The sequence below is a fragment of the Shinella zoogloeoides genome (assembly GCF_022682305.1).
Classification (GTDB): Bacteria; Pseudomonadota; Alphaproteobacteria; order Rhizobiales; family Rhizobiaceae; genus Shinella; species Shinella zoogloeoides_B.
In genome coordinates, this window is sequence record NZ_CP093528.1 from 357,729 (window position 1) to 384,699 (window position 26,971).

At 64.5% G+C, this 26,971-nt stretch carries 24 protein-coding genes; 20 read left to right on the plus strand and 4 right to left on the minus strand.

The annotated features are described in order from the left end of the window. Positions 1-22: 22 nt before the first annotated feature. The 3 genes from glf to MOE34_RS01860 all read right to left on the minus strand — a co-directional run bounded on the left by glf (position 23) and on the right by MOE34_RS01860 (position 7,215). Entirely contained in the window at positions 23-1,177 is a 1,155-nt protein-coding gene (gene glf / locus MOE34_RS01850; protein WP_242220306.1) for a UDP-galactopyranose mutase, read from the minus strand. Next, on the minus strand, positions 1,174-3,222 hold the full coding sequence (locus MOE34_RS01855) for a glycosyl transferase (RefSeq protein ID WP_242220309.1): 2,049 nt from the start codon (positions 3,220-3,222) through the stop codon (positions 1,174-1,176). Before MOE34_RS01855 ends, glf begins: the two co-directional genes overlap by 4 nt. A 153-nt stretch (positions 3,223-3,375) precedes the next feature. Further along, a complete protein-coding gene (locus tag MOE34_RS01860; protein ID WP_242220312.1) occupies positions 3,376-7,215 on the minus strand; it encodes a beta strand repeat-containing protein in 3,840 nt (1,279 codons plus the stop codon). 753 nt (positions 7,216-7,968) lie between these two features. Between MOE34_RS01860 and MOE34_RS01865 the strand changes: the two genes are divergently transcribed. The 20 genes from MOE34_RS01865 (at position 7,969) to MOE34_RS01960 (ending at position 26,087) form a co-directional block, all read left to right on the plus strand. After that, a complete protein-coding gene (locus tag MOE34_RS01865; RefSeq protein WP_242220315.1) occupies positions 7,969-9,246 on the plus strand; it encodes a flagellin in 1,278 nt (425 codons plus the stop codon). A 297-nt stretch (positions 9,247-9,543) separates the two neighbouring features. Further along, positions 9,544-10,194 carry a hypothetical protein gene (locus tag MOE34_RS01870; RefSeq protein ID WP_242220318.1) on the plus strand — a complete coding sequence of 217 codons (651 nt, stop codon included), beginning with the start codon at positions 9,544-9,546 and terminating at the stop codon, positions 10,192-10,194. Then, complete coding sequence (locus tag MOE34_RS01875) at positions 10,191-11,426, plus strand: MotB family protein (RefSeq protein WP_242220321.1); 1,236 nt, start codon at positions 10,191-10,193, stop codon at positions 11,424-11,426. The genes MOE34_RS01870 and MOE34_RS01875 overlap by 4 nt, the downstream gene beginning before the upstream one ends. A 3-nt stretch (positions 11,427-11,429) precedes the next feature. Then, positions 11,430-12,764, plus strand: coding sequence for a chemotaxis protein MotC (motC, locus tag MOE34_RS01880; protein WP_242220324.1), 1,335 nt, complete (start codon positions 11,430-11,432; stop codon positions 12,762-12,764). Beyond that, a complete protein-coding gene (locus tag MOE34_RS01885; RefSeq protein WP_242220327.1) occupies positions 12,761-14,089 on the plus strand; it encodes a flagellar hook-length control protein FliK in 1,329 nt (442 codons plus the stop codon). Before motC ends, MOE34_RS01885 begins: the two co-directional genes overlap by 4 nt. Next, a complete protein-coding gene (locus MOE34_RS01890) occupies positions 14,013-14,591 on the plus strand; it encodes a transglycosylase SLT domain-containing protein (protein ID WP_160787017.1) in 579 nt (192 codons plus the stop codon). The genes MOE34_RS01885 and MOE34_RS01890 overlap by 77 nt, the downstream gene beginning before the upstream one ends. A 281-nt stretch (positions 14,592-14,872) precedes the next feature. Then, positions 14,873-15,547: a transcriptional activator Rem gene (gene rem, locus MOE34_RS01895; RefSeq protein WP_242220330.1), complete on the plus strand. Its 675-nt coding sequence runs from the start codon at positions 14,873-14,875 to the stop codon at positions 15,545-15,547. 110 nt (positions 15,548-15,657) lie between these two features. Continuing rightward, entirely contained in the window at positions 15,658-16,953 is a 1,296-nt protein-coding gene (locus MOE34_RS01900; protein ID WP_242220332.1) for a flagellar hook protein FlgE, read from the plus strand. A 43-nt stretch (positions 16,954-16,996) separates the two neighbouring features. Next, complete coding sequence (gene flgK / locus MOE34_RS01905; RefSeq protein WP_242220335.1) at positions 16,997-18,451, plus strand: flagellar hook-associated protein FlgK; 1,455 nt, start codon at positions 16,997-16,999, stop codon at positions 18,449-18,451. A 3-nt stretch (positions 18,452-18,454) separates the two neighbouring features. Beyond that, positions 18,455-19,510 carry a flagellar hook-associated family protein gene (locus tag MOE34_RS01910; RefSeq protein WP_242220338.1) on the plus strand — a complete coding sequence of 352 codons (1,056 nt, stop codon included), beginning with the start codon at positions 18,455-18,457 and terminating at the stop codon, positions 19,508-19,510. A gap of 38 nt (positions 19,511-19,548) precedes the next feature. Further along, complete coding sequence (gene flaF, locus MOE34_RS01915; RefSeq protein ID WP_160787022.1) at positions 19,549-19,899, plus strand: flagellar biosynthesis regulator FlaF; 351 nt, start codon at positions 19,549-19,551, stop codon at positions 19,897-19,899. Further along, positions 19,896-20,342, plus strand: coding sequence for a flagellar biosynthesis repressor FlbT (gene flbT, locus MOE34_RS01920; RefSeq protein ID WP_160787023.1), 447 nt, complete (start codon positions 19,896-19,898; stop codon positions 20,340-20,342). The genes flaF and flbT overlap by 4 nt, the downstream gene beginning before the upstream one ends. Next, the gene (flgD, locus tag MOE34_RS01925; RefSeq protein ID WP_242220341.1) at positions 20,336-20,752 is read left to right on the plus strand and encodes a flagellar hook assembly protein FlgD; all 417 of its coding nucleotides are present in this window, start codon (positions 20,336-20,338) and stop codon (positions 20,750-20,752) included. Before flbT ends, flgD begins: the two co-directional genes overlap by 7 nt. 9 nt (positions 20,753-20,761) lie before the next feature. Further along, a complete protein-coding gene (gene fliQ / locus MOE34_RS01930) occupies positions 20,762-21,028 on the plus strand; it encodes a flagellar biosynthesis protein FliQ (protein WP_160787025.1) in 267 nt (88 codons plus the stop codon). A 97-nt stretch (positions 21,029-21,125) separates the two neighbouring features. Beyond that, positions 21,126-23,213: a flagellar biosynthesis protein FlhA gene (flhA, locus tag MOE34_RS01935; RefSeq protein WP_242220343.1), complete on the plus strand. Its 2,088-nt coding sequence runs from the start codon at positions 21,126-21,128 to the stop codon at positions 23,211-23,213. Beyond that, entirely contained in the window at positions 23,210-23,962 is a 753-nt protein-coding gene (gene fliR, locus MOE34_RS01940; RefSeq protein WP_242220346.1) for a flagellar biosynthetic protein FliR, read from the plus strand. Before flhA ends, fliR begins: the two co-directional genes overlap by 4 nt. 1 nt (position 23,963) lies before the next feature. Next, positions 23,964-24,362, plus strand: coding sequence for a hypothetical protein (locus tag MOE34_RS01945; protein WP_242220349.1), 399 nt, complete (start codon positions 23,964-23,966; stop codon positions 24,360-24,362). A gap of 262 nt (positions 24,363-24,624) precedes the next feature. Beyond that, a complete protein-coding gene (locus tag MOE34_RS01950; RefSeq protein ID WP_242220351.1) occupies positions 24,625-25,176 on the plus strand; it encodes a rod-binding protein in 552 nt (183 codons plus the stop codon). 15 nt (positions 25,177-25,191) lie between these two features. Continuing rightward, entirely contained in the window at positions 25,192-25,560 is a 369-nt protein-coding gene (locus MOE34_RS01955; RefSeq protein WP_242220352.1) for a hypothetical protein, read from the plus strand. Continuing rightward, positions 25,557-26,087 (plus strand): hypothetical protein, encoded by a 531-nt coding sequence (locus tag MOE34_RS01960; protein WP_242220354.1) that lies wholly within the window; start codon positions 25,557-25,559, stop codon positions 26,085-26,087. The genes MOE34_RS01955 and MOE34_RS01960 overlap by 4 nt, the downstream gene beginning before the upstream one ends. Positions 26,088-26,123: 36 nt before the next feature. Here the strand turns inward: MOE34_RS01960 and MOE34_RS01965 are convergent, their stop codons facing one another. Next, entirely contained in the window at positions 26,124-26,912 is a 789-nt protein-coding gene (locus MOE34_RS01965; RefSeq protein WP_242220357.1) for a WecB/TagA/CpsF family glycosyltransferase, read from the minus strand. Positions 26,913-26,971: the final 59 nt, after the last annotated feature.

Sequence of the window (26,971 nt, forward strand, 5' to 3'; positions counted from 1 at the left end):
TTTACCGGGGCCTTTTCGCGTTTCAGAGCGGCGGGTTCAGGAAGGTCGGCATGGCCGCGTTTTCCGCCCGGCGGGCAAGGTAGAGCCTTGCCGTGTCGAGCGCCTCGCGGATCGTCACGTCCATGTCGAGATAGCGGTAGGTTCCAAGCCGGCCGACGAAGGTGACGCCCGTTTCCTGTTCGGCGCGCGCGATATAGTCGGCAAGCTGCGCCTTCTCCTCCACGAGACGGATCGGGTAGTAGGGGATGTCGCCCGGCTCGCAGGCCCGCGAGAATTCCCGATAGCAGACCGAACCCCGGTGCTCCTCCCAGGGGGAGAAATGCTTGTGCTCGGTGATGCGCGTATAGGGCACCGAAACGTCGCCGTAGTTCATCACCGCGCAGCCCTGGTAGTCGCCGTCATAGGTGAAGCGCTCGAAATCCAGCGTGCGATAGCCGAGGCGGCCGAGTTCGTAGTCGAAATAGCCGTCGAGCGGGCCGGAATAGAAGATGTGGGAATAGCCGTCCGCCGCTTCGCGCCGGAAATCGGTTGTGAGCCGCACCGTGATGTTCGGATGGTCGAGGATGCCGGCGATCATCTCGGTATAGCCGTTTTCCGGCATGCCCTGGTATTTGTGGAAGAAGTAGTTGTCCTCGTAGTTGAAGCGCACCGGCAGGCGCTTCAGGATCGAGGCGGGCAGGGCGGTCGGCGAGCAGCCCCACTGTTTCTGCGTATAGCCCTTGAAGAAGGCCTCGTAGAGCCCCTTGCCGACGAAGCGCAGGGCCTGTTCCTCGAAGGTCTGCGGATCGGCGATGGACGTGTCCGCCTCGCCCTCGAGGAAGGTGCGCGCCTCGTCCGGGCGCAGGGTCTTGCCGAAGAACTGGTTGATCGTGTGCAGGTTGACGGGCAGCGAATAAACCTGTCCGCCACTCGTCGTCTTCACGCGGTTCTTGTAGGGCATGAAGGTGGTGAAGCCGTTCACATAATCCCAGACTTCCTGATCGTCCGTGTGGAAGATGTGCGGGCCGTAGACATGCACCATCACGCCCGTCGCCGCGTCGCGCTCCGTGTGGCAGTTGCCGCCGATATGCGCACGTGAATCGACGATCTCGATCCGGTAGCCCTGCCGGGCCAGTTCGCGGCCGATGACGGCACCGGAAAGGCCGGCGCCGACGATGAGGATCGTTTCCTGCGTCATGGCGCGTCGCCCTGCCAGAGGCGGGCATCGGGCGAAAGCGGCGCGAAGGCGTCGAGGGCGGCAAGTTCCGCCCGGTAGCGCGCACGATAGGCGGCCTCGTCCTCGAACTCGATGCCCTGCGCGGCAAGCTCCGTGCCGATCTCGTAGTAGATGTCGAGATTGCGCAGGTCCGGCACGGGCGTCTCGCCGCGCTCGGCCTCGCCCTGCATCTGCCAGAACAGGTCTTCGAGGCGCAAGGCAAGGGCGGGCATGTCGCGCAGCGGCGCGGTTTCCCGCTGGTGCTCGATGGCGTCGCGCACCGCCTTGAGGCTGGCGGGGTCCCGCGCGAAGGCGACGGCCTTGCGCACATATTCGTCCGGCCCCTCGCACACCAGTTCGGGAACGCCGGCGGCCGTGACGATGCTGGCGCAGAAGCGCGAGGCGAAGCTCTTACCGGCGACGGTGAGCACCGGCAGGCCCTGCGTGATGGCATCGGCCGCGGTGGAATGCGCGCCATAGGGGAAGGTGTCGAGGAAGAGATCGGCAAGACCGATGCGCGCGAGGTGATCCGGGTTCATCGCCTTGCCGGCGAAGAGCAGCCGTTCGGGCGCGATGCCGGCGTCGGATGCCATCTTGCGCAGGCGCTCGTTGGCGCTGTCGTCGCCGGCCAGCAGCCAGAGCACGCTGCCGGGTGTGGCGTGGAGAATGGCCAGCCACCGGGCGAAGCACGGGGCGGTGATCTTCTGCATGCCGTTGAAGCTGGCGAAGACGAAGGTCTCCTCCGGCAAGCCCGCCGCAGTGCGGGTCGGGCGCGGGCTGACCGCGCGCTTGCGGTCCACCGGCTGGTTGCAGGCGATGCGCAGGACCCTTTCCGTATAATAAAGCTCGTTTTCCGGCGGCACGATCACGTCGTCGGCGATCATGTACTGGTGGTATGGCGTCGCCATGGTGCCCGGATAGCCGCAGAAATTCACGATCACCGGTGCGGGCCGGTAGGCGAAGATCCTCGTGCGGGCGTTCTTCGTATAGCCGTTGACGTCGATCAGCACGTCGATCTCGTCGTCGACGATCTGGCGGGCGGCCTCGAGATCGCCGACGCCTGAAATGTCGCGCCAATGGTCGACGGCCAGCTTGATCCGCGCCTGTGTCTGGTCGATCGGGGCCGGGTCGCCGCAATAATAGGCGAAGACCTCGACAGTGGCCTTGTCGTGCAGCTCTAGCACCTCGCTGAGCGCGAAGCCGACGGCGTGCTGGCGCAGGTCCGAGGAGACGTAGCCGATGCGCAGGCGCTGCCCGGTTCCGGTCTTCATCCGCACCGGCCGGCGTTCCAGCGCGGCAAGGTCCGCAGGGCGGCCGACGGTGCGGTGGCCGTAGCGATAGGCTTTCGCCAGGTGGAACAGCGGGTCGTCCGCATAGCAGGCGATCGTCATGGAGGACATGGCGTCCATGAAGTTGCGCATCGTCAGGTGCATGGACGGTGCGACGACCGGCCACTTGCACTGGCGTGCGCGCAGCGAGATCCAGTGCTGGGCGGCCTCGGGGCGGGAGGGTTGCAGTTCCATTGCCTGCCAGAGCGCGACCTCGGCCTCGTCGAGCTGGCCGGCGCCTTCCAGCACGCGGCCAATATGCTGCAGGCTGAGCAGGCGGTTGTTGAGCTTGTCGGGCGTCATCTCCGCCGTCGCATCGGCGAAGACGCGCCATTGCTGCACGGCATCGCCGATCAGCCCGCAATCCTCGAGCGCGCGGCCGAGATTGATATGCGCCTGGCCGAAAAGCGGGCTCAACCTTATCGCCGCGCGCAGCGCATGCATCGCGCCGGCGATATCGCCTGCGGAGGAAAGGGCCACGCCATAGTTGAAATAGGCCAGATGCAGCAGCGGGTTCGCGTCGTTGAAGGCGATCCAGGTCTTGTAGAGTTCCACGGCCGCCGCCTTCTGGCCGGCGCTGGCAAGGGTTTCCGCGGTCTGGAACAGGTCTGCGAGCGAAAGCTGCTGGGTGCGGGCACGCAGGAGGAGCTGGAGAAGCGGCGCGTTCGGATCGGGAACGGTGGAAGGGCTGACGGTCATGACATCCTGCGGCAAGGGGCCTGCTGGCCGGGCTGTTGAACGGACTCTGGATGAGCTCGTCCGCCTTGCTATCGGAGTTGACTTGCGTCGGGCTGGTCGCCGGGAAGGGGAAAGGGCGGCGCGGTTCGAAGCCGCGCCGCCCTTTATCGTGCGTTAGACCGTCTTGTAGGCCTGGATGATGGCTTCGACCTGCGCCGTGTTCATCGCGGCGACCTGCTCGGCCTTCAGAGCCCGGACCTGGGCGGAGCTCAGGGCAAGGATGTCTTCCGTGGCGAGGCCGGCAATCGCCTTGGCGCTGATGGCGGCCAGTTCGTCGGTGGTGAAGGTCTTGATCTCGTCCGCGCTCAGGGCCTGCAGGACGGCGGCGGTGAGGCCGGCGATCTGCGTGCTGTTGAGGGCCTCGACCTGGGTCGAGGAGAGAGCCGCGACCTGGCTGGAGCTGAGGCCATTGAGCTGCTTGGCGTCGAGAGCCGCAACCTGCGTGGTGCTGAGTGATGCGACCTGGCCGGTCGTCAGGCCGGCGAGCTGCTTGGCCGAGAGGGCCGCGAGCTTGTCGGAACTGAGCGAGTTGAGCTGGGCGCTGTCGAGGGCGCCGAGCTGTGCCGAGGAGAGCGCCGCGATCTGCTTGGTGTTGAGCGCGGCGAGCTTGTCGGTGCCAAGGCCTGCGAGGGCCGCAGCTTCAAGGCCTGCGATCGCCTTGTCGGAGATGGCGGCCAGTTCGCTGGAGGAGAACAGGGCCAGTTCCGCGGAGTCGATGGTCTTGAGGGCAGCGGCGCCGAGGGCGGCGATCTGCGAGGAGGTCAGAGCCTCGATCTGAGCGGTGTTCAGGGCAGCGGCCTGCGACGTCGTCAGAGCTGCGATCTGCTTGGCGCCGAGCGAAGCGACCTGATCGGTGCTGAGGCCAGCCACCTGACCAGTCGTCAGGCCAGCGATCTGCTTGGCGGACAGCGCGCCAAGCTTATCGGAGCTGAGCGAGTTGAGCTGAGCGCTGCTGAGGGCGCCGAGCTGAGCCGAGGAGAGGGCCGCGATCTGCTTGGTGTTGAGCGCAGCGAGCTTGTCGGTTGTCAGGCTTGCCAGAGCGGCGCTGTCGAGACCGGCGATCGCCTTATCGGAGATGGCGGCGAGTTCGTCGGTGGCGAACAGGGCCAGTTCCGCCGAGTCGATGGTCTTGAGAGCAGCGGCGCCGAGGGCGGCGATCTGCGAGGAGGTGAGGGCTTCGACCTGAGCAGTGTTCAGAGCAGCGGCCTGTGCGGTGGTGAAGGCTGCGATTTGCTTTGCACCGAGCGAAGCGACCTGCGTGGTGCTGAGGCCGGCGACCTGGCCGGTCGTCAGACCCGCGATCTGCTTGGCGGAGAGAGCGCCGAGCTTATCGGAGCTGAGCGAGTTGACCTGGGCACTGCTGAGGGCGCCGAGCTGAGCCGAGGAGAGCGCCGCGATCTGCTTGGTGTTGAGCGCGGCGAGCTTGTCGGTGGTCAGGCTTGCCAGAGCGGCGCTGTCGAGACCGGCGATGGCCTTATCGGAGATGGCGGCCAGTTCGCTGGTGGAGAACAGGGCCAGTTCCGCGGAGTCGATGGTCTTGAGGGCAGCGGTGCCGAGCGCAGCAACCTGCGAGGAGGTCAGAGCCTCGACCTGGGCGGTGCTCAGGGCGGCGGCCTGTGCCGTCGTCAGGGCGGCGATCTGCTTGGCGCCGAGCGAAGCGACCTGATCGGTGCTGAGGCCAGCCACCTGGCCGGTGGTCAGGCCGGCAAGCTGCTTGGCGGAGAGGGCGCCGAGCTTGTCGGAGCTGAGCGAGTTGAGCTGAGCGCTGCTGAGCGCGCCGAGCTGAGCCGAGGAGAGGGCCGCGATCTGCTTGGTGTTCAGGGCCGCGAGCTTGTCGGTTGTCAGGCTTGCCAGAGCGGCGCTGTCGAGACCGGCGATGGCCTTGTCGGAGATGGCGGCCAGTTCGCTGGTGGAGAACAGGGCCAGTTCCGCGGAGTCGATGGTCTTGAGGGCAGCGGTGCCGAGCGCAGCAACCTGCGAGGAGGTCAGAGCCTCGACCTGGGCGGTGCTCAGGGCGGCGGCCTGTGCCGTCGTCAGGGCGGCGATCTGCTTGGCGCCGAGCGAAGCGACCTGATCGGTGCTGAGGCCAGCCACCTGGCCGGTCGTCAGGCCCGCGATCTGCTTGGCAGAGAGAGCCGCAAGCTTATCGGAGCTGAGCGAGTTGAGCTGGGCGCTGCTGAGGGCGCCGAGCTGTGCCGACGAAAGAGCTGCGATCTGCTTGGTGTTCAGGGCTGCAAGCTTGTCGGTTGTCAGGCTTGCCAGAGCGGCGCTGTCGAGACCTGCAATCGCCTTGTCGGAGATGGCGGCCAGTTCGCTGGAGGAGAACAGGGCCAGTTCCGCGGAGTCGATGGTCTTGAGGGCAGCGGCGCTGAGCGCGGCGACCTGCGAGGAGGTGAGGGCTTCGACCTGAGCCGTGCTCAGGGCCGCAGCCTGCGCCGTCGTCATGGCGGCGATCTGCTTGGCGCCGAGCGAGGCGACCTGTTCGGTGCTGAGACCGGCAATCTGGCCGGTCGTCAGGCCGGTAAGCTGCTTGGCGGACAGCGCGCCGAGCTTATCGGAGCTCAGCGAGTTGATCTGGGCGCTGCTGAGAGCACCGAGCTGCGCCGACGAAAGGGCCGCGATCTGCTTGGTGTTGAGCGCAGCGAGCTTGTCGGTGGTCAGGCTTGCCAGAGCGGCACTGTCGAGACCTGCAATCGCCTTGTCGGAGATGGCGGCGAGTTCGCTGGTGGAGAACAGGGCCAGTTCCGCCGAGTCGATGGTCTTGAGGGCAGCTGCGCCGAGGGCGGCGATCTGCGAGGAGGTGAGGGCTTCGACCTGGGCGGTGTTCAGCGCAGCGGCCTGTGCGGTGGTGAAGGCTGCGATCTGCTTTGCACCGAGCGAAGCGACCTGCGTGGTGCTGAGGCCGGCGACCTGGCCGGTCGTCAGGCCGGCAAGCTGCTTGGCGGAGAGGACGCCGAGCTTGTCGGAGCTGAGCGAGTTGAGCTGCGTGCTGCTGAGAGCACCGAGCTGTGCGGAGGAGAGTGCTGCCATCTGCTTGGTGTTGAGCGCGGCGAGCTTGTCGGTGCCGAGGCTTGCGAGGGCAGCGGTTTCGAGACCTGCGATCGCCTTGTCGGAGATGGCGGCAAGTTCGTCGGTAGAGAACAGGGCCAGTTCCGCGGAGTCGATGGTCTTGAGGGCAGCGGCGCTGAGCGCGGCAACCTGCGAGGAGGTCAGAGCCTCGACCTGGGCGGTGTTCAGGGCGGCGGCCTGCGCGGTGGTGAAGGCTGCGATCTGCTTGGCGCCGAGCGAGGCGACCTGCGTGGTGCTGAGGCCGGCAATCTGGCCGGTGCTGACGCCGGCGAGCTGCTTGGCGGAGAGGGCGGCGATCTTGTCCGTGCCGAGCGAGGTGAGCTGGGCGCTGGTCAGCGCGTTGAGCTGGCTCGAGGAGAGGGCTGCGATCTGCTTGGTGGTCAGCGCGGCAAGCTTGTCGGTGCCAAGGCTTGCGACGGTGGCGGTGGTGAGGCCGGCGATGGCCTTGTCGGAAATGGCGGCGACTTCGTCCGTGGAGAACAGGGCGATTTCAGCCGAATCGAAGGTCGTGAAGACGTCATAGCCAAGGGAGGCGATCTGCGTCGCGGAGAGCGCGCTGACTTCGTCGGTCGTGAAGGTGGCAACCTGCGCGCTGGTGAGCGAAGCGGCCTGCTTGGCAGTGAGGCCGGCGATATGGCCGGAATCGAGAGCGGCCATCTGGGTGGCGCTCAGGCCCTTCAGCGCCGTCGCGGTGATCGCGCTGATCTGGCTGGAGGTGAAGGAGACCAGGCTGGTCGAGGTGAAAGCGTTGAGCTGTGCGGAGGAGAGCGCTGCCACCTTGTCGGAGGTCAAGGCCGCGACATCCTCGGTGTTGAGCGTCTGAATCGTCGCTGTGGCGAGATTCTTGATCTGGCTGGCGGTCAGATTGGAAATAATTGAAGTCATGGACGCGCGCCCTTGTTCTAGCGGATCTGGTCGACGTCGTCTTCGTGCCACCGACCGTGCGGGAAGAGTTGGCTCTTCTCCTCGGGTCCCCAAGCGCCTTGCGCTGGCCGTCGTACCGCTCGGTCGGGCGCCAATTGCGGGCGCTTACGCTCCGGACGTCCGGTTGGACGAAAACTATGTCAATTGAAACATGGCTCGAACGAGCCAGCGCATCGGAAGGGCATCATGCGCGGAAGCCGAAGCGGCTCCGATCCCTACGCCATTTGGTCACAAACGCCTTGCATCGGCTGTGCTGTGTCAGGGGGAGCCACCGGAACGCACAGAGTGCCCCATTACTCCCCTTTTCGACCAAGGCCAGTTCTAAACCGGCAGCTTTTAATTTTAGGTTAACAGGCCTCGTAGGAGTTGCAATCTCGGCCCGCCGTTTCGCCCGGTAAACCGGACCGTGCCGATGGATATCGACAGGCCCGCAAAACCCCTCGATTGTCAGGGGGAATGGCCGGATTGCCATCTTGCGGATACATGGACGAGGCCAGATCTGGTCATCGGAAATTTACGATTTCTTCAATTTCCTTTACACGCGCCGGCGGCGTTAACCATTTGTTAACCATTTCTCGTTAACCAATTGTTAAGAACGATGGATCGGCGCCCAGGGCAAACAGGCGGCGCCGAATGCATGACGCCCCCTGTCGTTACCGGTCCCCGCCTCACTCCGGCATGTCCCCGACAATCTCCTTTTCAGGGCAAGTGCCAATGACCAGCATTTTGACCAACTCCGCCGCCATGGCAGCGCTGCAGACCTTGCGCAGCATCGACAACGGCCTCGAAACCACCCAGGCGCGCGTTTCCTCGGGCCTGCGGGTCGAGAACGCCTCCGACAACGCCGCCTATTGGTCGATCGCGACCACGATGCGCTCCGACAATCGGGCGCTTTCCACGGTGGCCGACGCGCTCGGCCTCGGCGCCGCGAAGGTCGACACCGCCTATGCCGCGATGGAAAGCGCGATCGAGACGGTGAAGGAGATCAAAGCCAAGCTCGTCGCCGCCTATGGCGTCGGCACCGACCGCGCCAAGATCCAGGAAGAGATCACCCAGCTCCAGAACCAGCTCCGCAGTATTTCCGAATCCGCCTCCTTCTCCGGCGAGAACTGGCTGCAGGGCGTCATCAGCAACGGCGCCACGCCGCCCGTCGAGCGGCCGATCACCAAGCAGGTCGTCGCCTCCTTCATCCGCACCTCCTCCGGGCAGGTCGCCGTCACGACGGTGGACTATCCGCTCGATTCCAAAACCGTTCTCTTCGACCAAAGCGGCGGCAAGTTCGGTGTCCTCGACAAGGAGGCCGGCTTCCTTTCGGAGAAGGAGGTTGCCGTCTCCATCGAGGAAACGGACGGTGCAGGGGATGTCGCGACCAAGAAATATGCCGTCGCCAGCTACACCAATGCGGACCTCGCCGTGAAGGGGCCGACGACGGGGAGCGATCCGCGCGTCTACGAGGTATCCGGCGAATTCTATCTGAAGATTGCCGACGATAGCTGGGTCGAGGTCACGACGACCGATCCGAGCATCGGGGGCGGCACCACGACCGCGGCCTACGACAACGGCACGCCCTATTATGCGGTCGCCACTGCCGCAAACGACATGGACAGCCGCTCCCTCGGCTTCTCCGTCGCCACGCTCGACATCAACAAGCTGCTCGATCTCGCCACCACGATGGGCGGTATGACGGGCCAGACCTATGTCGAGGTCGATGTGCTCGACGTGATGACGCGCTTCGTGGACCAGCAGCTCCTCGCCATGACGAGCGCGGCCTCCTCGCTCGGCTCCATCCAGAGCCGTATCGGCCTGCAGGAGGATTTCGTCGCCACGCTTGTCGACGTGATCGACAAGGGTATCGGCCGCCTGGTCGATGCGGACATGAACGAGGAATCCACGCGCCTCAAGGCGCTGCAGACCCAGCAGCAGCTCGGCATCCAGTCGCTCTCGATCGCCAATTCGAGCGCCGAGAACATTCTCCAGCTCTTCCGCCAGTAAGGGTGGGAGGCTTCGATCCGCCCGGCCGTGGTCATCGGCCGGGTGGGCGGTTGGGCCGCGCGATTGCCCTGGCGCGGCCCAACACCCTTCATCTTCATCCTCGCACAAGTTTGAACCCCTAGGTTCGGTGGCACGATCAGGAAGATTGTGCGCCCTCCGCCTCCCGGCGGGGCGCGGTGTCCGAGGAGACAGGTCAGCGGTGTTGTCAGGCAAGAGTGTCCCCATGAGCGAGCGTCGAAGCGGTCCGCGGCTGTCCCGCCGGGCCTTCGTTCCGTTCGTCCGGCAGGAAGCGATGGCATGAGCACCCATCTCGCCCGCTACCTCAAGGATTTCAGCACGCCGCGTGCGCCTGCGCCGGTCTTCCAGCCGCCGAGCTTCGCGCAGGAGAGTATGCCGGCCATGGCCGAACCCCTTGCCTTGCTGCCTGCCCTGCCGGCGGTGGATGTGGAGGCCGAAAGGGCCGCGGCGCTGGCGGAAGGCCGGGCAGAGGCCGAAGCCGAGCTTCAGGCGAAGCACGAGGCCACCCTTGCCGCCCTGAAGGAAGCCCACAAGGCCGAACTCGAGGCATTGAAGGCGCGCTACGAACAGGACTACGCGGCGGCGCTCGCCGAACGGTTCTCCGCGCTGACGGGTGAGGTGGCCGATCAGGTCGCCGCGCAGACGGCGCAGGTTCTTGCCCCCGTCATGAGCCAGGTCCTGACCAAGGGCGCGGTCGCCGACCTCGCGCGCCTGGTCGCCGAAGGCCTGAAGGACGGCGAGGGCATGACGATTACGGTGAAGGGGCCGTTGAACCTCTTCGAGCAGTTGAAGTCGCACTTCGAGGACCCCATGCCGGTGTTCCGGCATGTCGAGGTGCAGGATGTCGATCTGACGGTGGAATTCGGCGACGCCGTCCTGGTAACGCGGATGGCGGCCTGGGCTGACACCGTACGCAAGGTGCTTGCATGAGCGAAGGCGAAAATCACCACCACGGCAAGAACGAGATCATCATCGTCAAGCGACATGGCGATCACGAGGGCGATCACCATGCGGCCGCCTGGAAGATCGCCTATGCCGACTTCATGACGGCCATGATGGCGTTCTTCCTCGTCATGTGGCTCGTCAATGCCGCCAACGAGGAGACCAAGGCTTCGGTCGCCTCCTATTTCAACCCGATCAAGCTGACCGACGACAAGCCGGCGGACAAATCCGTGAAGAAACCCGCCAACAGCAAGGAAGGCGAGGCGACCCAGGACAAGTCCAAGGAGCAAGGCCAGCAGCAGGCGAGCGGCAACGGCGCGGAAAAGGGCAAGGACGAGAACACGACGGCCGGCGAGGAGACGAAGTATTCCGAGGCCGACTTCTTCTCCAATCCCTATTCGGTGCTCTCCGAGATCGCGCAGGAAGTCGGCCAGCAGGCCAATGTCAGCGCCAAGGGCGAGGGCGGCGCGGCAAGCTCCGGCCCGGCCACGGGCGCCAGCGGCGGCGAAGCCTATCGCGACCCGTTCGATCCCGATTTCTGGACGCAGCAGGTGGAAATCTCCGAGGCGACCAGCGCCGGCAGCGAGGCCAAGGCGCAGGCGGGCAAGCCCGGCCAGCAGACGATGGCGGCTGTCGATACCGACAGGACGGTCGAGGATGCGCTTGCCAAGGCGGATGCCGAAGAGGCCATGAAGAAGGCCGAGGAAGACAAGACCGAGACGGAGAGGAAGGCCGACGAGGCCGAGAAGGCGAAGAAGGACAAGGACGCCGACGCGCTGAAGAAGCAGATCGCGCAGGAAATCGGTGCGATCGGCAAGCTCGCCGAAGGCCTCACCGTCACCCCTGCCGAAGGCGGCCTCCTCGTCAGCCTCACCGACCAGCTCGACACGACGATGTTCAATGTCGGCTCTGCCGTGCCGCGGCAGGAAATGGTGCTGGCCATGGAGAAGATCGGCAAGATCCTCGAAGGCAAGCCCGGCGCCATCGCCATCCGCGGCCATACGGACGCGCGCCCCTTCGCCGGCGGCAAGAACGACAACTGGCGTCTTTCCCTCGACCGTGCGCAGAGCGCCTACTACATGCTGGTGCGCGGCGGCCTTGCGGAGAAGCGCGTCAGCCAGGTCTCGGGCTTTGCCGATCGTCGCCTGAAGGTGCCGGCCGATCCGATGGCCGCCGCCAACCGTCGTATCGAAATCCTCATCCAGGCCGAGGGTGGCTGATCGATGGGTTTCCTCCGGCGCACGCTCCTGACGGGTACGGTTTTCTGCGCGGCGCTTGTCGCCGGCGCGTCGGCGCGCGCAGAAAGCCCCGACGATCTTGCGCCCTACAAGATGATCCGCTCGCTGCAGTTCGTGCAGGACACGGTGGTGCTCGGCGACCATTCGGCGATGGAGATGCAGCGTTTCCTGCTGACCACCATCGACGAGCGGCTGCGCACTGCCGATCCCTCGATCTTCGACGATCCGCGCAATGTGGATGCGGCGCTCGTCTACGCCATGAGCGGCGGTAATCCCGAGACGCTGGAGCTGCTGCTCAAGAAGGACGTCGCCGGCCATTTCGATTCCCGCCTGACCGACACGCTGAGCAATTATCTCGGCGGGCGCGGCAGCCAGAGCGTGAAGTCGCTGGCGGAAATCTTCCCGGAATACAAGCGCTCGCGCGTCGGTCCCTATCTGGCGCTCGTCTCGGCCAATTCCGTCATCCGCAAGGACCCGAAGCTGGCGCTTACCTATTTCGACTGGGCGCGCCTCGTCGCGCCCGGAACGATCGTCGAGGAGGCGGCGCTGCGCCGCTCCATCTTCATCGCCAGCGAGGCGGGCTGGATCGACAGGAGCATGGCCTATGCCAACCGCTATGCGCGTCGCTACCTGCGCTCGCCCTATGCCAGCCAGTTCGCCGATCTCTTCGTCAAGCTCGCCGTCGATCACTTCGACGCGCTGAAGCAGGACGATATCCTCGAAATCCTCTCCTTCATGGATGTGCCCCGCCAGCGTGAGGTCTATCTGCGCATGGCGCGGCTGGCGGCGATCTCGGGCAAGAACAAGCTCGCCAGCCTTGCGGCCGAACGCGCGCAGATCCTCTCGGGAGACGGCGAGAGCGTCCCGAAGGTGCTGGCGGACCTCTATTCGGGGCTGGCGTCCGTGCCCTCCGGCGACGTGGCGTCGGCGATGCAGGAAATCGTCGCCATTCCGGACGACAAGCTGTCGGCCAAGGACAGGGCCTTGAAGGAGGCCGCGCGCGCCGTGGCCGAAGAGGTTTTGCGCGCGCCCGTTGCCGGCGGCGCGCAGGAAAAGGCGGTGGTGCCCGCGAAGGCGGAGGACCCTTCCTACGAAGGGCTGAGCGAGGCCGAGGCGGCAGCGGACCGGGCGATGGACCCGCGGGCGGGGGCGGAGGAAACACCGGTTGCCGTCGCCAGGCCGGAGCAGAAAAAGCCGGAACAGGAAAAGCAGGCGCAGCAGGAAGAGACGGGCATCGACCCGGCCTTCGACAATTTCGTGTCGACCGGCCGATCCAAGCTCGACGAAATCGACGCGCTCTTGAAAGGAGAAGGCAGTTGAGCACCATCGGCAGCGGGGTTCTGGGCGCCGTTCAGGCAGAGGCGCCAGCCAAGGGCAAGACCGGCCACGGCAAGGCGGGCGAGGCATCCGGCGGCGGCGATTTCGCCATGGCGGTCGCGAGTCTTCGCTCCCGGGATGGGGAGGGCGGCCGCTCGATCTCGGGCAACGGCGAGCGGGCGGGCGGCGCACGGGCCAAGCCGGGCCATCGCGATGAGCAGGCCCTTGCCGAAGCGCTCGGCAAGGCCGGCGGCGATGCGGTGGGAGAGGCCAAGCCCTCGCTTGATGGAAAGACGAAGGCTGCAGCGCATGCCGGCGGCAGACCCCGTGCGGGAGGCCATGAGGCCGCCGGGGATGCGGCAGGAAATATCGAAGGAACCGAGGGCGAGGTCGATCCGAACGCGCTGATGGCCGGTGAAACGGATGTCGGCAATCTTCTCGATCTGCTGGCGACGCCGAACGCCGCCCTGCCGCATGCCGGCGCCAATGGCGCTGCGGCGTTCGGCGGCGCGCCGGAGGGCAGGACCCAGCCGGCCGGCAAGACGGCGGCCAAGGCCGATATGGCCGGCAGGACGGATGCGGCAGATCTTGTCGAGGCGGATGGCGGCGAGGTGCCGCAATCGGAGACCGACAAGCTCTTCCGCCTCATCCGCGCTGACGGCAAGGGCCGTGACCTCGATGTGAGCATCGGCGGCGACCGTGCTTCCTTCCGTGACGCCAATCCCACCGGGCCGAAGGGCGAGACGGTGACGGTGGTCGATTCCCGCCGCTATATCGGCCTTGCACAGGCCGGCAACGCGGCGGCGGTGACGACCGCCATCACGCAGGATCCGGAATGGACCGCCTCGCTCAGCGCGACGGGCGGTCTCACCCATTCGGAGGCGGCGGCGACCGGCAAGGTGGTCAACACGCTCAAGATTCAGATGCACCCGATCGAGCTTGGCCTCGTGACGGCGACGCTGCGCCTGCATGGCGATGAGCTGGTCGTCTCGCTGCAGGTGGAGACGGGCGAAGCCTATCGCCAGCTTGCCGACGACCAGGACGCCATCGTGCGCGCCCTGCGCGGCCATGGCTTCGCGGTGGATCAGGTCTCCGTGCAGCTTGCGCCGGCCGATCGCAGCGCCGGCACACAGGGCGATGGCCAGGGCCAGCAGCAATTCTCCAGCCAGCCGCAGGCCCGCGAGGGCGGCAATGGCCGCGGACAGCGCGGTGACGAAGGCGCAGGCACGTTCGGACGCGAGGGAAGGTCCCATGAAGGCAACATCTCGGAAACCGCTGCTGGCGTTGCTGGCGGCCAGTCTGGGCGCTCTGGCGGCGTCTATCTCTGACGCCTCGGCTGCTGTCGGCACCTGCGAGCGGGAAATCCTCGCCGCTGCCGCCAAATACGACATCCCCGCCGGTATCCTCTATTCGGTCGGCCTCACCGAGACCGGCCGGAAAGGATCGCTCCAGCCCTATGCCCTGAATGTCGAGGGCAAGGCCTATTTCGGCGGGAGCCGGGAGGAGGCGCTGCGCACCTTCGAGGCGGCGCGGGCAAGCGGCGCGAAGCTGATCGATCTCGGCTGCATGCAGATCAACCACCACTTCCACGGCGATCAGTTCGCCTCGCCCGCCGAGATGTTCGATCCGCACAAGAACGTCGAATATGCGGCGGCGTTCCTTGCCCGCTTGCACGCCCGGCACGAGACCTGGACCATGGCGGTCGCACGCTACCATGCCGGTCCCAACAACGATCCCGCGCAGAAGCGCTATGTCTGCCGGGTGATCGCCAATCTGGTCGCCACGGGCTACGGAAGCTGGACGCCGAACGCGAAAGCGTTCTGCCAATAATTCCCTCAAAGGTTGAGAGTTCGCCTCCTGAAGACACTGTCCCGTAATGTGGCGGGAATGCGCCCGCTTTGGGGCATGCAAGGCTGGGCGTTAACCTTTATTAACTTTTCCACCGTAAAATTGTGGCAAAGAATGGGGGTGGCTACTATATGTAGATCAAATCGGCACGCAAATCTTAATCAACTGTTAAAATCAGCCGTTTAGTTCCTCTAGTTGCCGGTGATTCGCCCGATTCGTACCACTGCCTGAACGAAACACCACACTGATTCGGAGGCGGACGAATGATCGTAGTGGTTGATGAGCGCGAGCTCGTTAAAGACGGCTATACTTCTCTTTTTGGTCGCGAGGGCGTGCCCTCGACGGGGTTCGATCCCCGTGAATTCGGCGAGTGGGTCAACACCGCCGCCGATTCGGACATCGATGCGGTCGAGGCTTTCCTGATCGGTCAGGGCCAGCTTTCCATGGAGCTGCCGCGGGCCATCCGCGATCGCTCGCAGGCACCGGTGATCGCGGTCAGCGACACGCCGTCCCTGGAAACCACGCTTGCCTTCTTCGACAGCGGTGTCGACGACGTCGTGCGCAAGCCGGTCCATCCCCGTGAGATTCTGGCCCGTGCGGCGGCCATCCGGCGTCGCCTGAAGGCGCTTGCCAACCACACCGACATCGGCCCGATCCGCGTCTTCTCGGACGGCCGCGATCCGGAAATCAACGACGAGGTCTTCCCGCTGCCGCGCCGCGAGCGCCGTATCCTGGAATATTTGGTCGCCAACCGCGGCCGCCGTCTTTCCAAGACCCAGATCTTCAACGCGATCTACGGCATCTTCGACGAGGACGTCGAGGAGAACGTCGTGGAAAGCCACATCAGCAAGCTGCGCAAGAAGCTGCGCAAGAAGCTCGGCTTCGACCCGATCGATTCCAAGCGCTTCCTTGGCTACTGCATCGACTGGCAGGGCTGACATCCGTTGCCGGGCCGGAGGGGAGGGGACCCCTCCAGCGGCCCCCGGCAGCCAGCTTCACGCAAGGCCCGTCCCATAGGGTCTGAGCACGAGACGAACGGGGAAATCCAATGAGCCTTTACGGTACGATGAGAACGGGTGTTTCCGGCATGAATGCCCAGGCCAATCGCCTGAGCACGGTCGCCGACAACATCGCGAATGCGAACACGACGGGCTACAAGAAGGCCTCGACCCAGTTCTCCTCGCTGATCCTGCCCACCACCGGCGGCGCCTACAACTCGGGCGGCGTCACCACGGATGTGCGCTATTCCATTTCCTCGCAGGGCACCTTCACCTATACGACCTCGGCGACGGACCTTGCCATCAACGGCAGGGGATTCTTCATCGTCAATGGCTCGGACGGCGTCGAGTATCTCACGCGCGCCGGCGCCTTCACCGTGATGGACGACGGCACGCTGAAGAACTCCGCCGGCTTCACGCTGATGGGCTATCCCTATTCCTCGACCGAGGACCCGACGATCGTCATCAACGGCTTTGCCGGTCTCGAGGAGATCAACCTCGCCTCGGGCGAACTGAACGTGAAGGCTTCCGAATCGGGTTACCTGCACGTCAACCTGCCGTCGAACGAGGACGTGGGCTTCAAGAAGGCGACGTCGCTCGTGGCCTATGACAGCCTCGGCAACACACGCAAGCTCGACTTCACCTATACCAAGGTCAGCACCACCGCTGGCCCGCCGCCGACCAGCGAATGGTCCGTCGGCGTGACCTACACCGATCCGGTGACGGGCGATATCTACGACATGATGAGCGGCACGAACCCGCCGGGGACCATCGCATCGGCGGACCTGGCAACGCCCAAGATGTTGACCTTCGGCGCGGACGGCAAGCTCGACCTGACCACCAGCCCGGCGGACCTCGTCCTCGACGAGCTTCCGATCGACGGCGCGGTCCTCAATCCGCTGACGGTTTCCATCGGCGGAACCGCCGGCGGCAGCACGCAGCTCGCCGCGGCCTTCGCGGCCAAGGGCGACATCGACGGCATCGGCCCGAGCGGCGTGTCCGGCTACGAGATCAGCGACGACGGTATCGTCTACCTGAAATACGAGAACGGCGACCTTGCGCCGAAGTACCGTATCGCGATGGCGAACGTGCAAAGCCCGGACAACCTCAAGCCGCTCGCCGGCAACGTCTATTCGCAAAGCCCCGATTCGGGCGTCATCGTCATGGGCTACGCCGGCAACGGCGGCTACGGCACCATTATCTCGGGCGCGCTGGAGGACTCCAACGTCGATATCGCCGAGGAGCTGACCAGCATGATCGAATCGCAGCGTAACTACACGGCGAATTCGAAGGTCTTCCAGACCGGCTCGGAACTCATGGAAGTCCTCGTCAATCTGAAGAGATAAGGCGTTCGTCGCCGCGCAAGCATTCGAGAATTAGGTAGATCCGATGTCGCTTTCAACAGCAATGAAGACTGCACAGTCCAGCTTCTCCAACGTGGGGCTGCAGTCGGCCGTCGCGTCGAAGAACATTGCCAATGCAAGCAACCCGGCCTACGCGCGCCGCGCGGCGATCCTCGCCACGGCGTCCTCGGGCGCCACCGTGGTCGAAACGCAGCGCGCCCAGAATGAAGCGCTGCTGAAGCAGAACCTGCTCTCGATCTCCAAGGCGGGCGGGCAGGACACGCTGCTCGCCGGTCTCACGCAGATGAAGATGATGCTCGGCGGCGAGGACTACGAACTCGCCCCGTCCACCTATCTCGCCAAGCTGCGCGACAATCTCCAGACCTTCGCCGACAAGCCGAACGAGGTCTCGCTCGCCGAGACCGTGGTTTCGGATGCGGTCGACGTCGCCAATTCGCTGAACAGCACCTCGCAGTCCCTGCAGAAGCTGCGCGCCGAGGCGGACGCGGATATCGACACCGCTGTCGTCGAGCTGAACCGCCTGCTCAAGGAATTCCGGACCTACAACGACCAGGTCCGCCAGGGCACTGCCGCCGGCACGGATGTCAACGATGCCCTCGACCAGCGCGACAAGCTGCTGACCGAGATTTCGGCCATCGTCGGCGTCAATACCGTGACCCGCACCAACAACGATCTGGCGCTCTATACCAGCGACGGCACCGTGCTGTTCGAGACGGTCGAGCGCAGCGTGTCCTTCCAGCCGACGACGACCTATACGGCGACGGTCACCGGCAACCAGGTGCTGATCGACGGCGTTCCGGTGCAGGCCGGCGCGGGCGGTAACACCAGTGCGCGCGGTTCCATCGCGGCGCTGCTCCAGATCCGCGACCACACGGCCCCGACCTTCCAGGCCCAGCTCGACGAGATGGCGCGTGGCCTGATCAACATGTTCTCCGAGAACACGGCGGGCGGCGTGGTGGATGGATTGTTCATCCGCAACGGCGTCGCCGTCGGTGACGATCTCAGCGTCACGGCCGTCGTTCCGGGCCTTTCGACCGTCATCAAGGTCAATCCCGAGGTGATCACCAGCCAGGGCGGCAACGCCATGAAGCTGCGTGACGGCATCTACGAGGACTTCAACAATCCCCTTGGCGATCCGCTCGCCAGCTTCTCGGACCTGCTGAACAACTATGCGTCGGCCTTCGAAGTGCCGATGACCTTCGACAGCGCCGCGGCCATCGACACGACAGGCACGATCCTGGCCTTCTCGAGCGGTTCGGTCGGCTGGCTGGAGGAAGTCCGCAGCGCCGCCACCACGGCGGCTGACGACAAGAACGCATTGCTCGGCCGCACGCAGGAGGCCCTGCAGAACGTGACCTCGGTCAGCCTCGACGAGGAGCTGGCGCTGCTTCTCGATCTCGAGCAATCCTACAAGGCGTCGGCGAAACTCGTGGCGGCGGTCGATGAGATGATCACCGCTCTCCTACAGGCGGCAGGCTAAGTCATGAAGGCTTCCTTCGTTTCCAACATGTCCCTCCAGAACGCCATGCGGCTCACCGTGTCCAAGGCGCAGAAGGAGATGGTGCAGCTCCAGGAGGAGACGGTCACCGGCCGTCACGCGGATGTCGGCGCCACGCTCGGCGCCAAGACGGCGCGCACGCTGAACCTGCACCGCGACCTGCAGCGCATGGAATCGCTGAAGAGCACCAACGCGCTCACCACCCAGCGGCTCGCCGCCTCGCAGGAAGCCCTCGGCAAGATGTCGGAAGCGGCGAACGGGGCGATGGAGGTGCTGATCGCGCTGTCCGGCATCACCACGGCCGACCAGCTCGACCTGGCGCAGAAGAACATGGGCAACGCGCTCTCCACCTTCACGGCGGCGGCCAATACGTCCTTCAGCGGCGAATATCTCTTCGCCGGCATCAATTCCGACGTGATCCCGTTCAAGGACTACTTCGAGGGGTCGCCGGCCTCCGAGGCCAAGGATGCGTTCGATACCGCCTTCTTCGTGCATTTTGGCTTTACCCAGACCGATCCCGGCGTCGCCGAGATCACGCCGGACGAGATGAAGATCTTCATCGGCGATCTGGAAGCGAGCTTCATGGGGCCGGACTGGCAGGCCAACTGGTCGACCGCCTCGGACGAGAACATGCAGAGCCGCATCAGCGCCGCTGAAACGGTGCAAAGCTCGACCAACACGAACACGGAGGGCATGCGCTACATGGCGCTCGGCCTCGTGCTCGGCCAGGAGCTGCTGGCGCTCGGCACCACCGAGCAGACGCGCAAGGCAGTCAGCGACGCGGCGATCAACTATATGGGCCGCGCGGTCTCCGGCGTCGACAGCGAGCGCTCCAAGCTCGGCATCTCCGAATCCCGCGTCACGCAGGCGAATGTCTCGCTCAACGCGCAGATCACCATCCTGGGCACCAGCATCAAGGACATGGAGGGTATCGATACCTACGAGGCCGCGACGCGCGTGACAACGCTCGAATCGCAGCTCTCGCTCGCCTACACGCTGACTTCGAGGATCCAGAATCTCAGTCTGCTGAATTACCTCTGATGAACCAGAGGGTACGGACACACATGAAGGATGTCTGAATGTACCAGTTTTCATACGCCGAAATCATGGAGGAGGGGGTTACCGTCTCCAAGGATCGGGAACGGCAGGTTCTGGACCGGTCGATCGCGCTTCTGAAGGCGGCGATGGCCAGCGGGGAAAGCTACGGCAAGGAGACGGTCGAGGCCGTCTACTTCACCCGCCGCGTCTGGATCCGTTTCATCGAAGATCTCGGCAACCCGGAAAACCAGCTCGAGGAGGAGCTGCGGGCCAATCTCATCTCGATCGCCATCTGGATTCTCAAAGAGGTCGAAAAGATCCGCAAGCGCGAATCCTCGAATTTCCAGGGCATCATCGACATTACCACCATCATCAAGGATGGCATCAAATGAAAAGTACACTGCGTATATCGCTGAAGTCGGGTGAGCGCATTTTCGTCAATGGCGCGGTTCTGCGGGTCGACCGCAAGGTCGCCATCGAATTCCTCAACGACGTGACCTTCCTTCTGGAAAACCACGTCCTGCAGCCGGAACAGGCGACCACGCCGCTCCGTCAGCTCTATTTCATCGCGCAGATGTCGCTGATCAACCCGGAAGGCGCCGAGCAGTCGGTCGCCATGTTCCGCAAGTCGGTCATCATGCTGCTGTCCTGCTTCAAGAACGAGGAAGTGCTGGCCGAGTTGAAGCGCGTCGACGCCCTCGTCACGCAGGGCCGCGCCTTCGAGGCACTGAAGGCGATCCGCGGCCTCTATCCCATCGAGGACCGCATCCTCAACAACCACGAGATGGCTCCGGCCACGATCGAGCAGATCCGCAGGGAGATCGCACCATGGTGAACCCGGTCGGCACGGCGACGTCATCCGGCTACGTTCCCGGCGTTACGGGCGCGGACGCAGGCAAGGACACGAAGGATGCCACGCTGAACTACGAGAGCTTCCTGAAGCTGCTCGTGGCGCAGATGAAGAACCAGGATCCGACCGAGCCGATGGACGCGACCCAGCAGATGGCGCAGCTTGCGACCTTCTCGCAGGTCGAGCAGACCATCAAGACGAACAAGAACCTGGAAAGCATGCTTCAGCGCACCTCGCTGCAGGAGGCCAACTCCGTCATCGGCCGCACGGTCGTCAGCAACGACGGCGCGACGTCTGGCGTCGTCAAGGAAGTGACGCTATACAACGACGGTATCGTTGCGACGCTTGATTCGGGCAAGAAGCTTGTCATAGGACCCGGCGTAACCGTGAAGTGATCCTATTCCGTGAATGAGGCAGACGCCCTCGACATAGCGCAGGCAGCCATCTGGACGGTCGTCGTGGCCTCCGGTCCGGCCGTTCTCGTCGCCATGCTCGTGGGCGTCGCCATCGCCTTCGTACAGGCGCTGACGCAGGTGCAGGAAATGACCCTCACCTTCGTGCCCAAGATCCTCGCGATCTTCGTGACGATCGCCATCTCGGCCCCCTTCATCGGCTCCCAGATCTCCATCTTCACCAATCTCGTCTTCTCGCGAATAGAATCCGGATTCTAGCTCACCTTCGCGCAAGCTTCGTTCTGTACCCATCGGATGAAATGGGCGACGCGTGTGACGCGCCGCTGCCTCTCATGATGAGACGGGACGCATCCAGATGGCGCAAGTACCGGCAATAAACCTTCCGAAGGTCAGCCCCAGTGGCCGCGATATCGCGTTCGCCGTGGGCATCCTGACGATCCTGTCGATCCTGTTCCTGCCGATCCCGGCCTTCATGATCGACATCGGCCTCGCCTTCTCCATCGCCTTCTCGGTGCTGATCCTGATGGTCTCGCTGTGGATCCAGCGCCCGCTCGACTTCTCGTCCTTCCCGACCGTCCTCCTCATCGCGACCATGGTGCGCCTCGCGCTCAACATCGCAACGACGCGCGTCATCCTCTCGCATGGCAACGAGGGGCACGATGCGGCCGGCGGCGTGATCGCGGGCTTTGCCAGCCTCGTCATGTCGGGCGACTTCGTCATCGGTATCATCGTCTTCATGATCCTGATCGTGGTGAACTTCATCGTCATCACCAAGGGCGCGACCCGTATCGCGGAAGTCGGCGCCCGCTTCACCCTCGACGCCATCCCCGGCAAGCAGATGTCGATCGACGCCGACCTTTCGGCCGGCCTCATCGACGAGAAGCAGGCGCAGCTGCGCCGCCGCGAACTGGAAGAGGAAAGCTCCTTCTTCGGCTCGATGGACGGTGCCTCGAAATTCGTGCGCGGTGACGCCATCGCCGGCCTGCTCATCACCGCCATCAACGTCTTCGGCGGCATCATCATCGGCTATTTCCGCCACGGCATGGAACTCGGCGAGGCGGCCGACGTCTTCGTGAAGCTCTCGGTCGGTGACGGTCTCGTCTCGCAGATCCCGGCCCTTATCGTTTCGCTCGCCGCCGGCCTCATCGTCTCGCGCGGCGGCACGTCCGGCTCCACCGACCAGGCGGTCGTCAACCAGCTTTCCGGCTATCCGCGCGCGCTCTTCGTCGCCTCCGGCCTGATGATGCTGCTCGCCGTCATGCCGGGCCTGCCTTTCTTCCCCTTCATGATCCTCGGCGGCGTCATGGCCTTCGGCGCCTGGATCATCCCGCGCCGTATCGCCGAGGAGAACCGCATCAAGCGCGAGGAGGAGGCCCAGCAGGTCCAGGCCTCGCGCGATCAGGAAAAGGATTCGGTCAAGTCGGTGCTCAAGACCGCCGAGATCGAGCTGCTGCTCGGCAAGCAGGTCTCCACCCGCCTTCTCGGCGCCCATCAGGAACTGGCGTTCCGCGTCGGCAAGATGCGCAAGAAATTCGCGGGGCAATACGGCTTCGTGGTGCCGGAAATCAAGGTCTCCGACGACATCACCATTCCCGACAAGTCCTACCAGATCCGCATCCACGGCACGACGATCGCCTCCAATATCGTGCGCGTCGGCGAAGTGCTCGTCGTCACCGGCGGCGGCCGCAAGCCGAGCGTGCCGGGCGACGATATCCGTGAGCCCGCCTTCGGCATGCCGGCGGTTTCGATCCTCGAGACCTTCGCCGATGACCTGCGCCGCGAGGGCTTCCACCCGATCGACAACGTCTCGGTGGTGCTGACGCACCTGTCCGAAGTCATCCGCAACAACCTGCCGCAGCTTCTCTCCTACAAGGACGTGAAGGTGCTGATCGAGCGCCTCGACCCGGAATACCGCAAGCTCGCGGACGAGATCTGCTCCTCGCACATGTCCTATTCGGGCCTGCAGGCCGTCCTGAAGCTGCTGCTCGCCGAACGCGTCTCCATCCGCAACCTGCATCTCATCCTCGAAGCAGTCGCCGAACTCGCCCCGCATGTGCGCAAGACCGAGCAGATCGTCGAGCACGTCCGCATTCGCATGGCGCAGCAAATCTGCGGCGACCTCACGGACAACGGCGTGCTGCCGGTGCTCCGCCTCGGCAACAAGTGGGACATGGTCTTCCACCAGGCGCTCAAGCGCGACTCGAAGGGCGAAATCGTCGAGTTCGATATCGATCCGCGCCAGCTGGAGGAGTTTTCCGAGCAGGCGACCCGGGTTATCCGCGAGTTTCTCGACCGCGGCACGCCCTTTGTGCTGGTCACGTCGCCCGAATCCCGCTCTTATGTGCGCATGATCATCGAGCGCCTCTTCGCCACATTGCCGGTTCTCTCGCATGTCGAGCTTGCCAAGGGCATCGAGATCAAGATTCTCGGCTCCATTTCATGATCACGGACCCGCAGGGCACGGTGCTGGCGCTGTTCGCCGCCTTCTGCCGTGTCGGCGGGTGCTTCATGCTGCTGCCGGGTTTTTCCTCCGCGCGCCTTTCCGTGCAGATCCGCCTGTTCCTGGCGGTGGCGGTCTCCATCGCGATCCTGCCGATCCTCTGGGATACGATCTATCCGCGCGCCACCGGCTCGCTTGACGGCTACATCAAGATGATCGTCTTCGAGACGCTGACCGGTGCGGTCATCGGCCTCATCGCGCGCTACTACGTGCTCGGCCTGCAATTCGCCGGTACGGTTCTGACCATGATGATGGGCTTCAACGCGCCGCCGACGCCGGACGTGCTGGAAGACGCGGCCGAGAACCAGTTGACGAACCTTTTGTCGTTCGCCGCCCTCATGGTGCTCTTCATGCTGGATTTCCACCATGTCGTCATGCGGGCGCTGGTGGAGTCGTATAATGTCATGCCACTCGGCGCGGGCTTCAATCCGCAGAGCGCGCTGATCACGCTCACCGACACGCTGAGCCAGACCTTCATGATCATGCTGCGGCTCGCCAGCCCCTTCATCCTCTATGGTCTGGTCTTCAACGTCACCATCGGCCTCATCAACAAGCTCGCGCCGCAGATCCCGATCTACTTCGTCTCGCTGCCCTTCATCATCATGGGCGGCCTGATCCTGATGTATTTCGGCATCCAGTCGCTACTGGAGATTTTCGCCGCCGGCTTCATGCCCGTATTCCAGGGCGGTTGAGATGGCGCAGAACCGGTCCGACAAGCTCAAGCGCCTCGTCAATGTCCAGCGTCATCTCGAGAAGATCGCCGAGATGGACCTTGCCAACACGACGCGCCAGCGGCAGGAGGTCGCCGAGACGATGGATGTCGTCATCGACGCGATCAATTCGCTCGACCCGGTGCACCGCAGCTTCTCCCATCACTATTCCGGCCAGTACAGCCGCCTGCAGCAGCAGGAGCAGATGCTGTCCAACGTGCAGCAGATGCACGAGATGCGCGTGGTGCGCGAGCGCACCAAGGGCGACCGCATGGAAGACCGCATGAAAGAGGCCCGCGAGGCCGAGGAACGCGTGGCGGCGGACGATTCGATCTACGACCTCATCGATCAGCACATCGCCTACAAGACGGGCGAGACCTAGGCGTTTCGCCTCAAGCCTCTGGAACGAAAAGCGATTCTCGCCTGATGCTCAAGCTTGCGTCAGGGTGGATCGCCGCTGCGCCTCCGTCACGGCTTCGTCATCCGCCACCAGCCTCCCGTAAGGTTGAGCAGCGATAGTCGTATCAGGACGATGAAGAGGTTTGCCCAAGTGGCGAACCGGATGTCCGGAATGGTCATGAGGCCGGCGGACCGCCATGAGGACGGGTCCGGCTGTTGAGAATCACCAGAAAAGGCTCTGACACGTGGCAATTTCTCCCCCCAGCGACCTGGTGCTGGATGTCGTGCGCGCCGCCGACCCGACGCAGGTTCAGGAAGCGCAAGCCAAGCTGAAATCGAACCGCGCCGCTTTCGAGGCGACCAGCCTTGCCGAGGCGGGCGCCGGTTTCCAGGCCGCCGTCGGCATTCTCAATCGCAATTCGGTCACCACCCATGCCGCCGCCGAAGGCGTCAGCGCGGTCGGCGGCAAGGCCATCCCGGAACATCTTCGCAAGTTCGAGACGATGGTGCTGCAGAACTTCGTGAAATCGATGCTGCCCGCCGAGAGCGAGGAAACCTACGGCAAGGGCACGGCCGGCGAGATGTGGCGCGGCATGATGGCCGACCAGCTCGGCGAGGTGCTCTCCAAGGGTGGCGGCATCGGCATTGCCGAGAGCCTCGCCAAGAAGAGCGGCGCCGGCGCCGATCCCAAGGAAAAGGATGTCGACCGTGTCGCAGCTGGCATGGTGCAGTCGATGCAGCGTGAGGCCTTCGCGGACCTGACGCCCGGCATCAAGGAACACGACAAGAAAGCATAAGCGGAGAAGAGAACAATGGAACAGGCGAACAACGAACTCCGGATCCGCACCGTCCTTGGCCGGCTCGAGACGATCATCGACAATGAGAACGACAATATCGGCAGCGATCCCGAATTCGACCTGCCCACCTCCAACGCGCACAAGAGCCGCTGCCTCTACGAGCTGGCCATGTTGACGCGCGACGTACGGCCGGACGAGGTTCCGCCGACCTTCTCCACGCAACTCGGCCGCGTGCGGGAAAAGCTCGCCGTCAATGCCCAGCGCGTCTCGGCGCATCTGGAAGCCGTGCGCGAGGTCGTCAGCATCCTGAAGAACGCCGTGCAGGACCTCGAGGCTGACGGTACCTATTCGCAGGAACAGTTCCGCCTGGGCTACGGCACATGATCAAGCTCATCGGCACCGGTGTCTGGGTTCTCGCCATCACGCTCGCTTCGGTCTATTTCTCGCTGAAGATGGCCTCGGCCCCCAAGGTGGACACCGCCGCGGCCGAGCGCGAGGCGGCGATGGAATTCGTCAGCGGCTATACGACCACCCTCCCGGTGATCGGGGAGGGCGGCGTCAACGGCTATCTCCTCACCAAGCTCGCCTACAAGGCCAACAAGGACCTGGCGGCCAAGCAGGTGGTGCCGCTGCCGCAGATGATCACCGACGAACTCTACACGCTGCTTGTCGGCCAGAAGATGATCGACGTGGCCAATGCCGGCAGCTTCGATCTCGAAGCCTTTCGGGGTATCGTGAAAGAAGGGCTGAACCGCCGTTTCGGCGAGGAAGTCATTGCCGAAGTCTATGTCGAGCAGATCGACTATCTCACGACCGCGTCGGTGGAAAATCCGCCGCCGAGAAAGGGCGTGACGCTGCTGAAGGGTGAGGTCCCGGCCGTTGAGACCGAGGCGAAGAACAGCGGGCACTGACGGCGCGCGAAGGGGACGATTTCGGAAGGCCGGCCGCTAGAGCGAGCCGGCCTTTGCCGTTGCGGCCGATCCCCGCGTGGCGGAAACGCTCGACAGCCTGTAGCGCAGGATATGATAGAGGAAGAGCGGGGCGGCGAGGTTCGGTGCCCGCATGAAGCGGGAAAGGCCTGCAAGGCGGCGCCGGCGCACGCCGACCGGCGCACGGGGAACCCCGGCGGTGAGCGTGGCGAACAGACCGCGAACGCTCAGCACGAGGCGTGCATGGCCGGGGCCGACATGCCGGTCGATCCAGGTTTCCTGCGCCGGGCTGTCCATGGCGACGATCAGGATATCCGCCTTGGCCGCGCGCACGCGCTCCATGACCTCGTCGGATTGGGCCGGCGCGAAGCCGCCGTCGGCGATGGGGAGAATATCGTGCCAGGGCGCATGACGGCGCAGCGTCTCTACGGCCTGCCCGAGCGTTGCCGCGTCGCCGCCGACCAGCGCGACGCGCATCGGCCGGGCCATATAGGTCAGGAGCGCGGGCACGAAGGATGCGCCGCTCATATTGGCCGGGAAGCTGCGGCCATGGAACAGCCGGGAAGCGATGTCGACGCCTTCTCCATCCGGCAGGACGATCTGACGCTGCAGCACTGCCCGGTACTCCGCGTCGCGCACCATCCGGTTGCCGTTCTCCGCGTCGAGAAACGTGATGACGCTCTGCCCGAAGGGCATGCCGGCGACCTCTTCGGCAAAGGTGAAGGCATCCGCCCAGCCGAGATCGCACACCGGCAGACCGAGAATATCCCGTTGCGAGGCGATGATGTTGCCCGACACGAATGCCATATGCGTTCCTTCCTGCCACTTTCGCCTTCTCCTCTAGCAGGATGGGTTGAAAAGCCGTT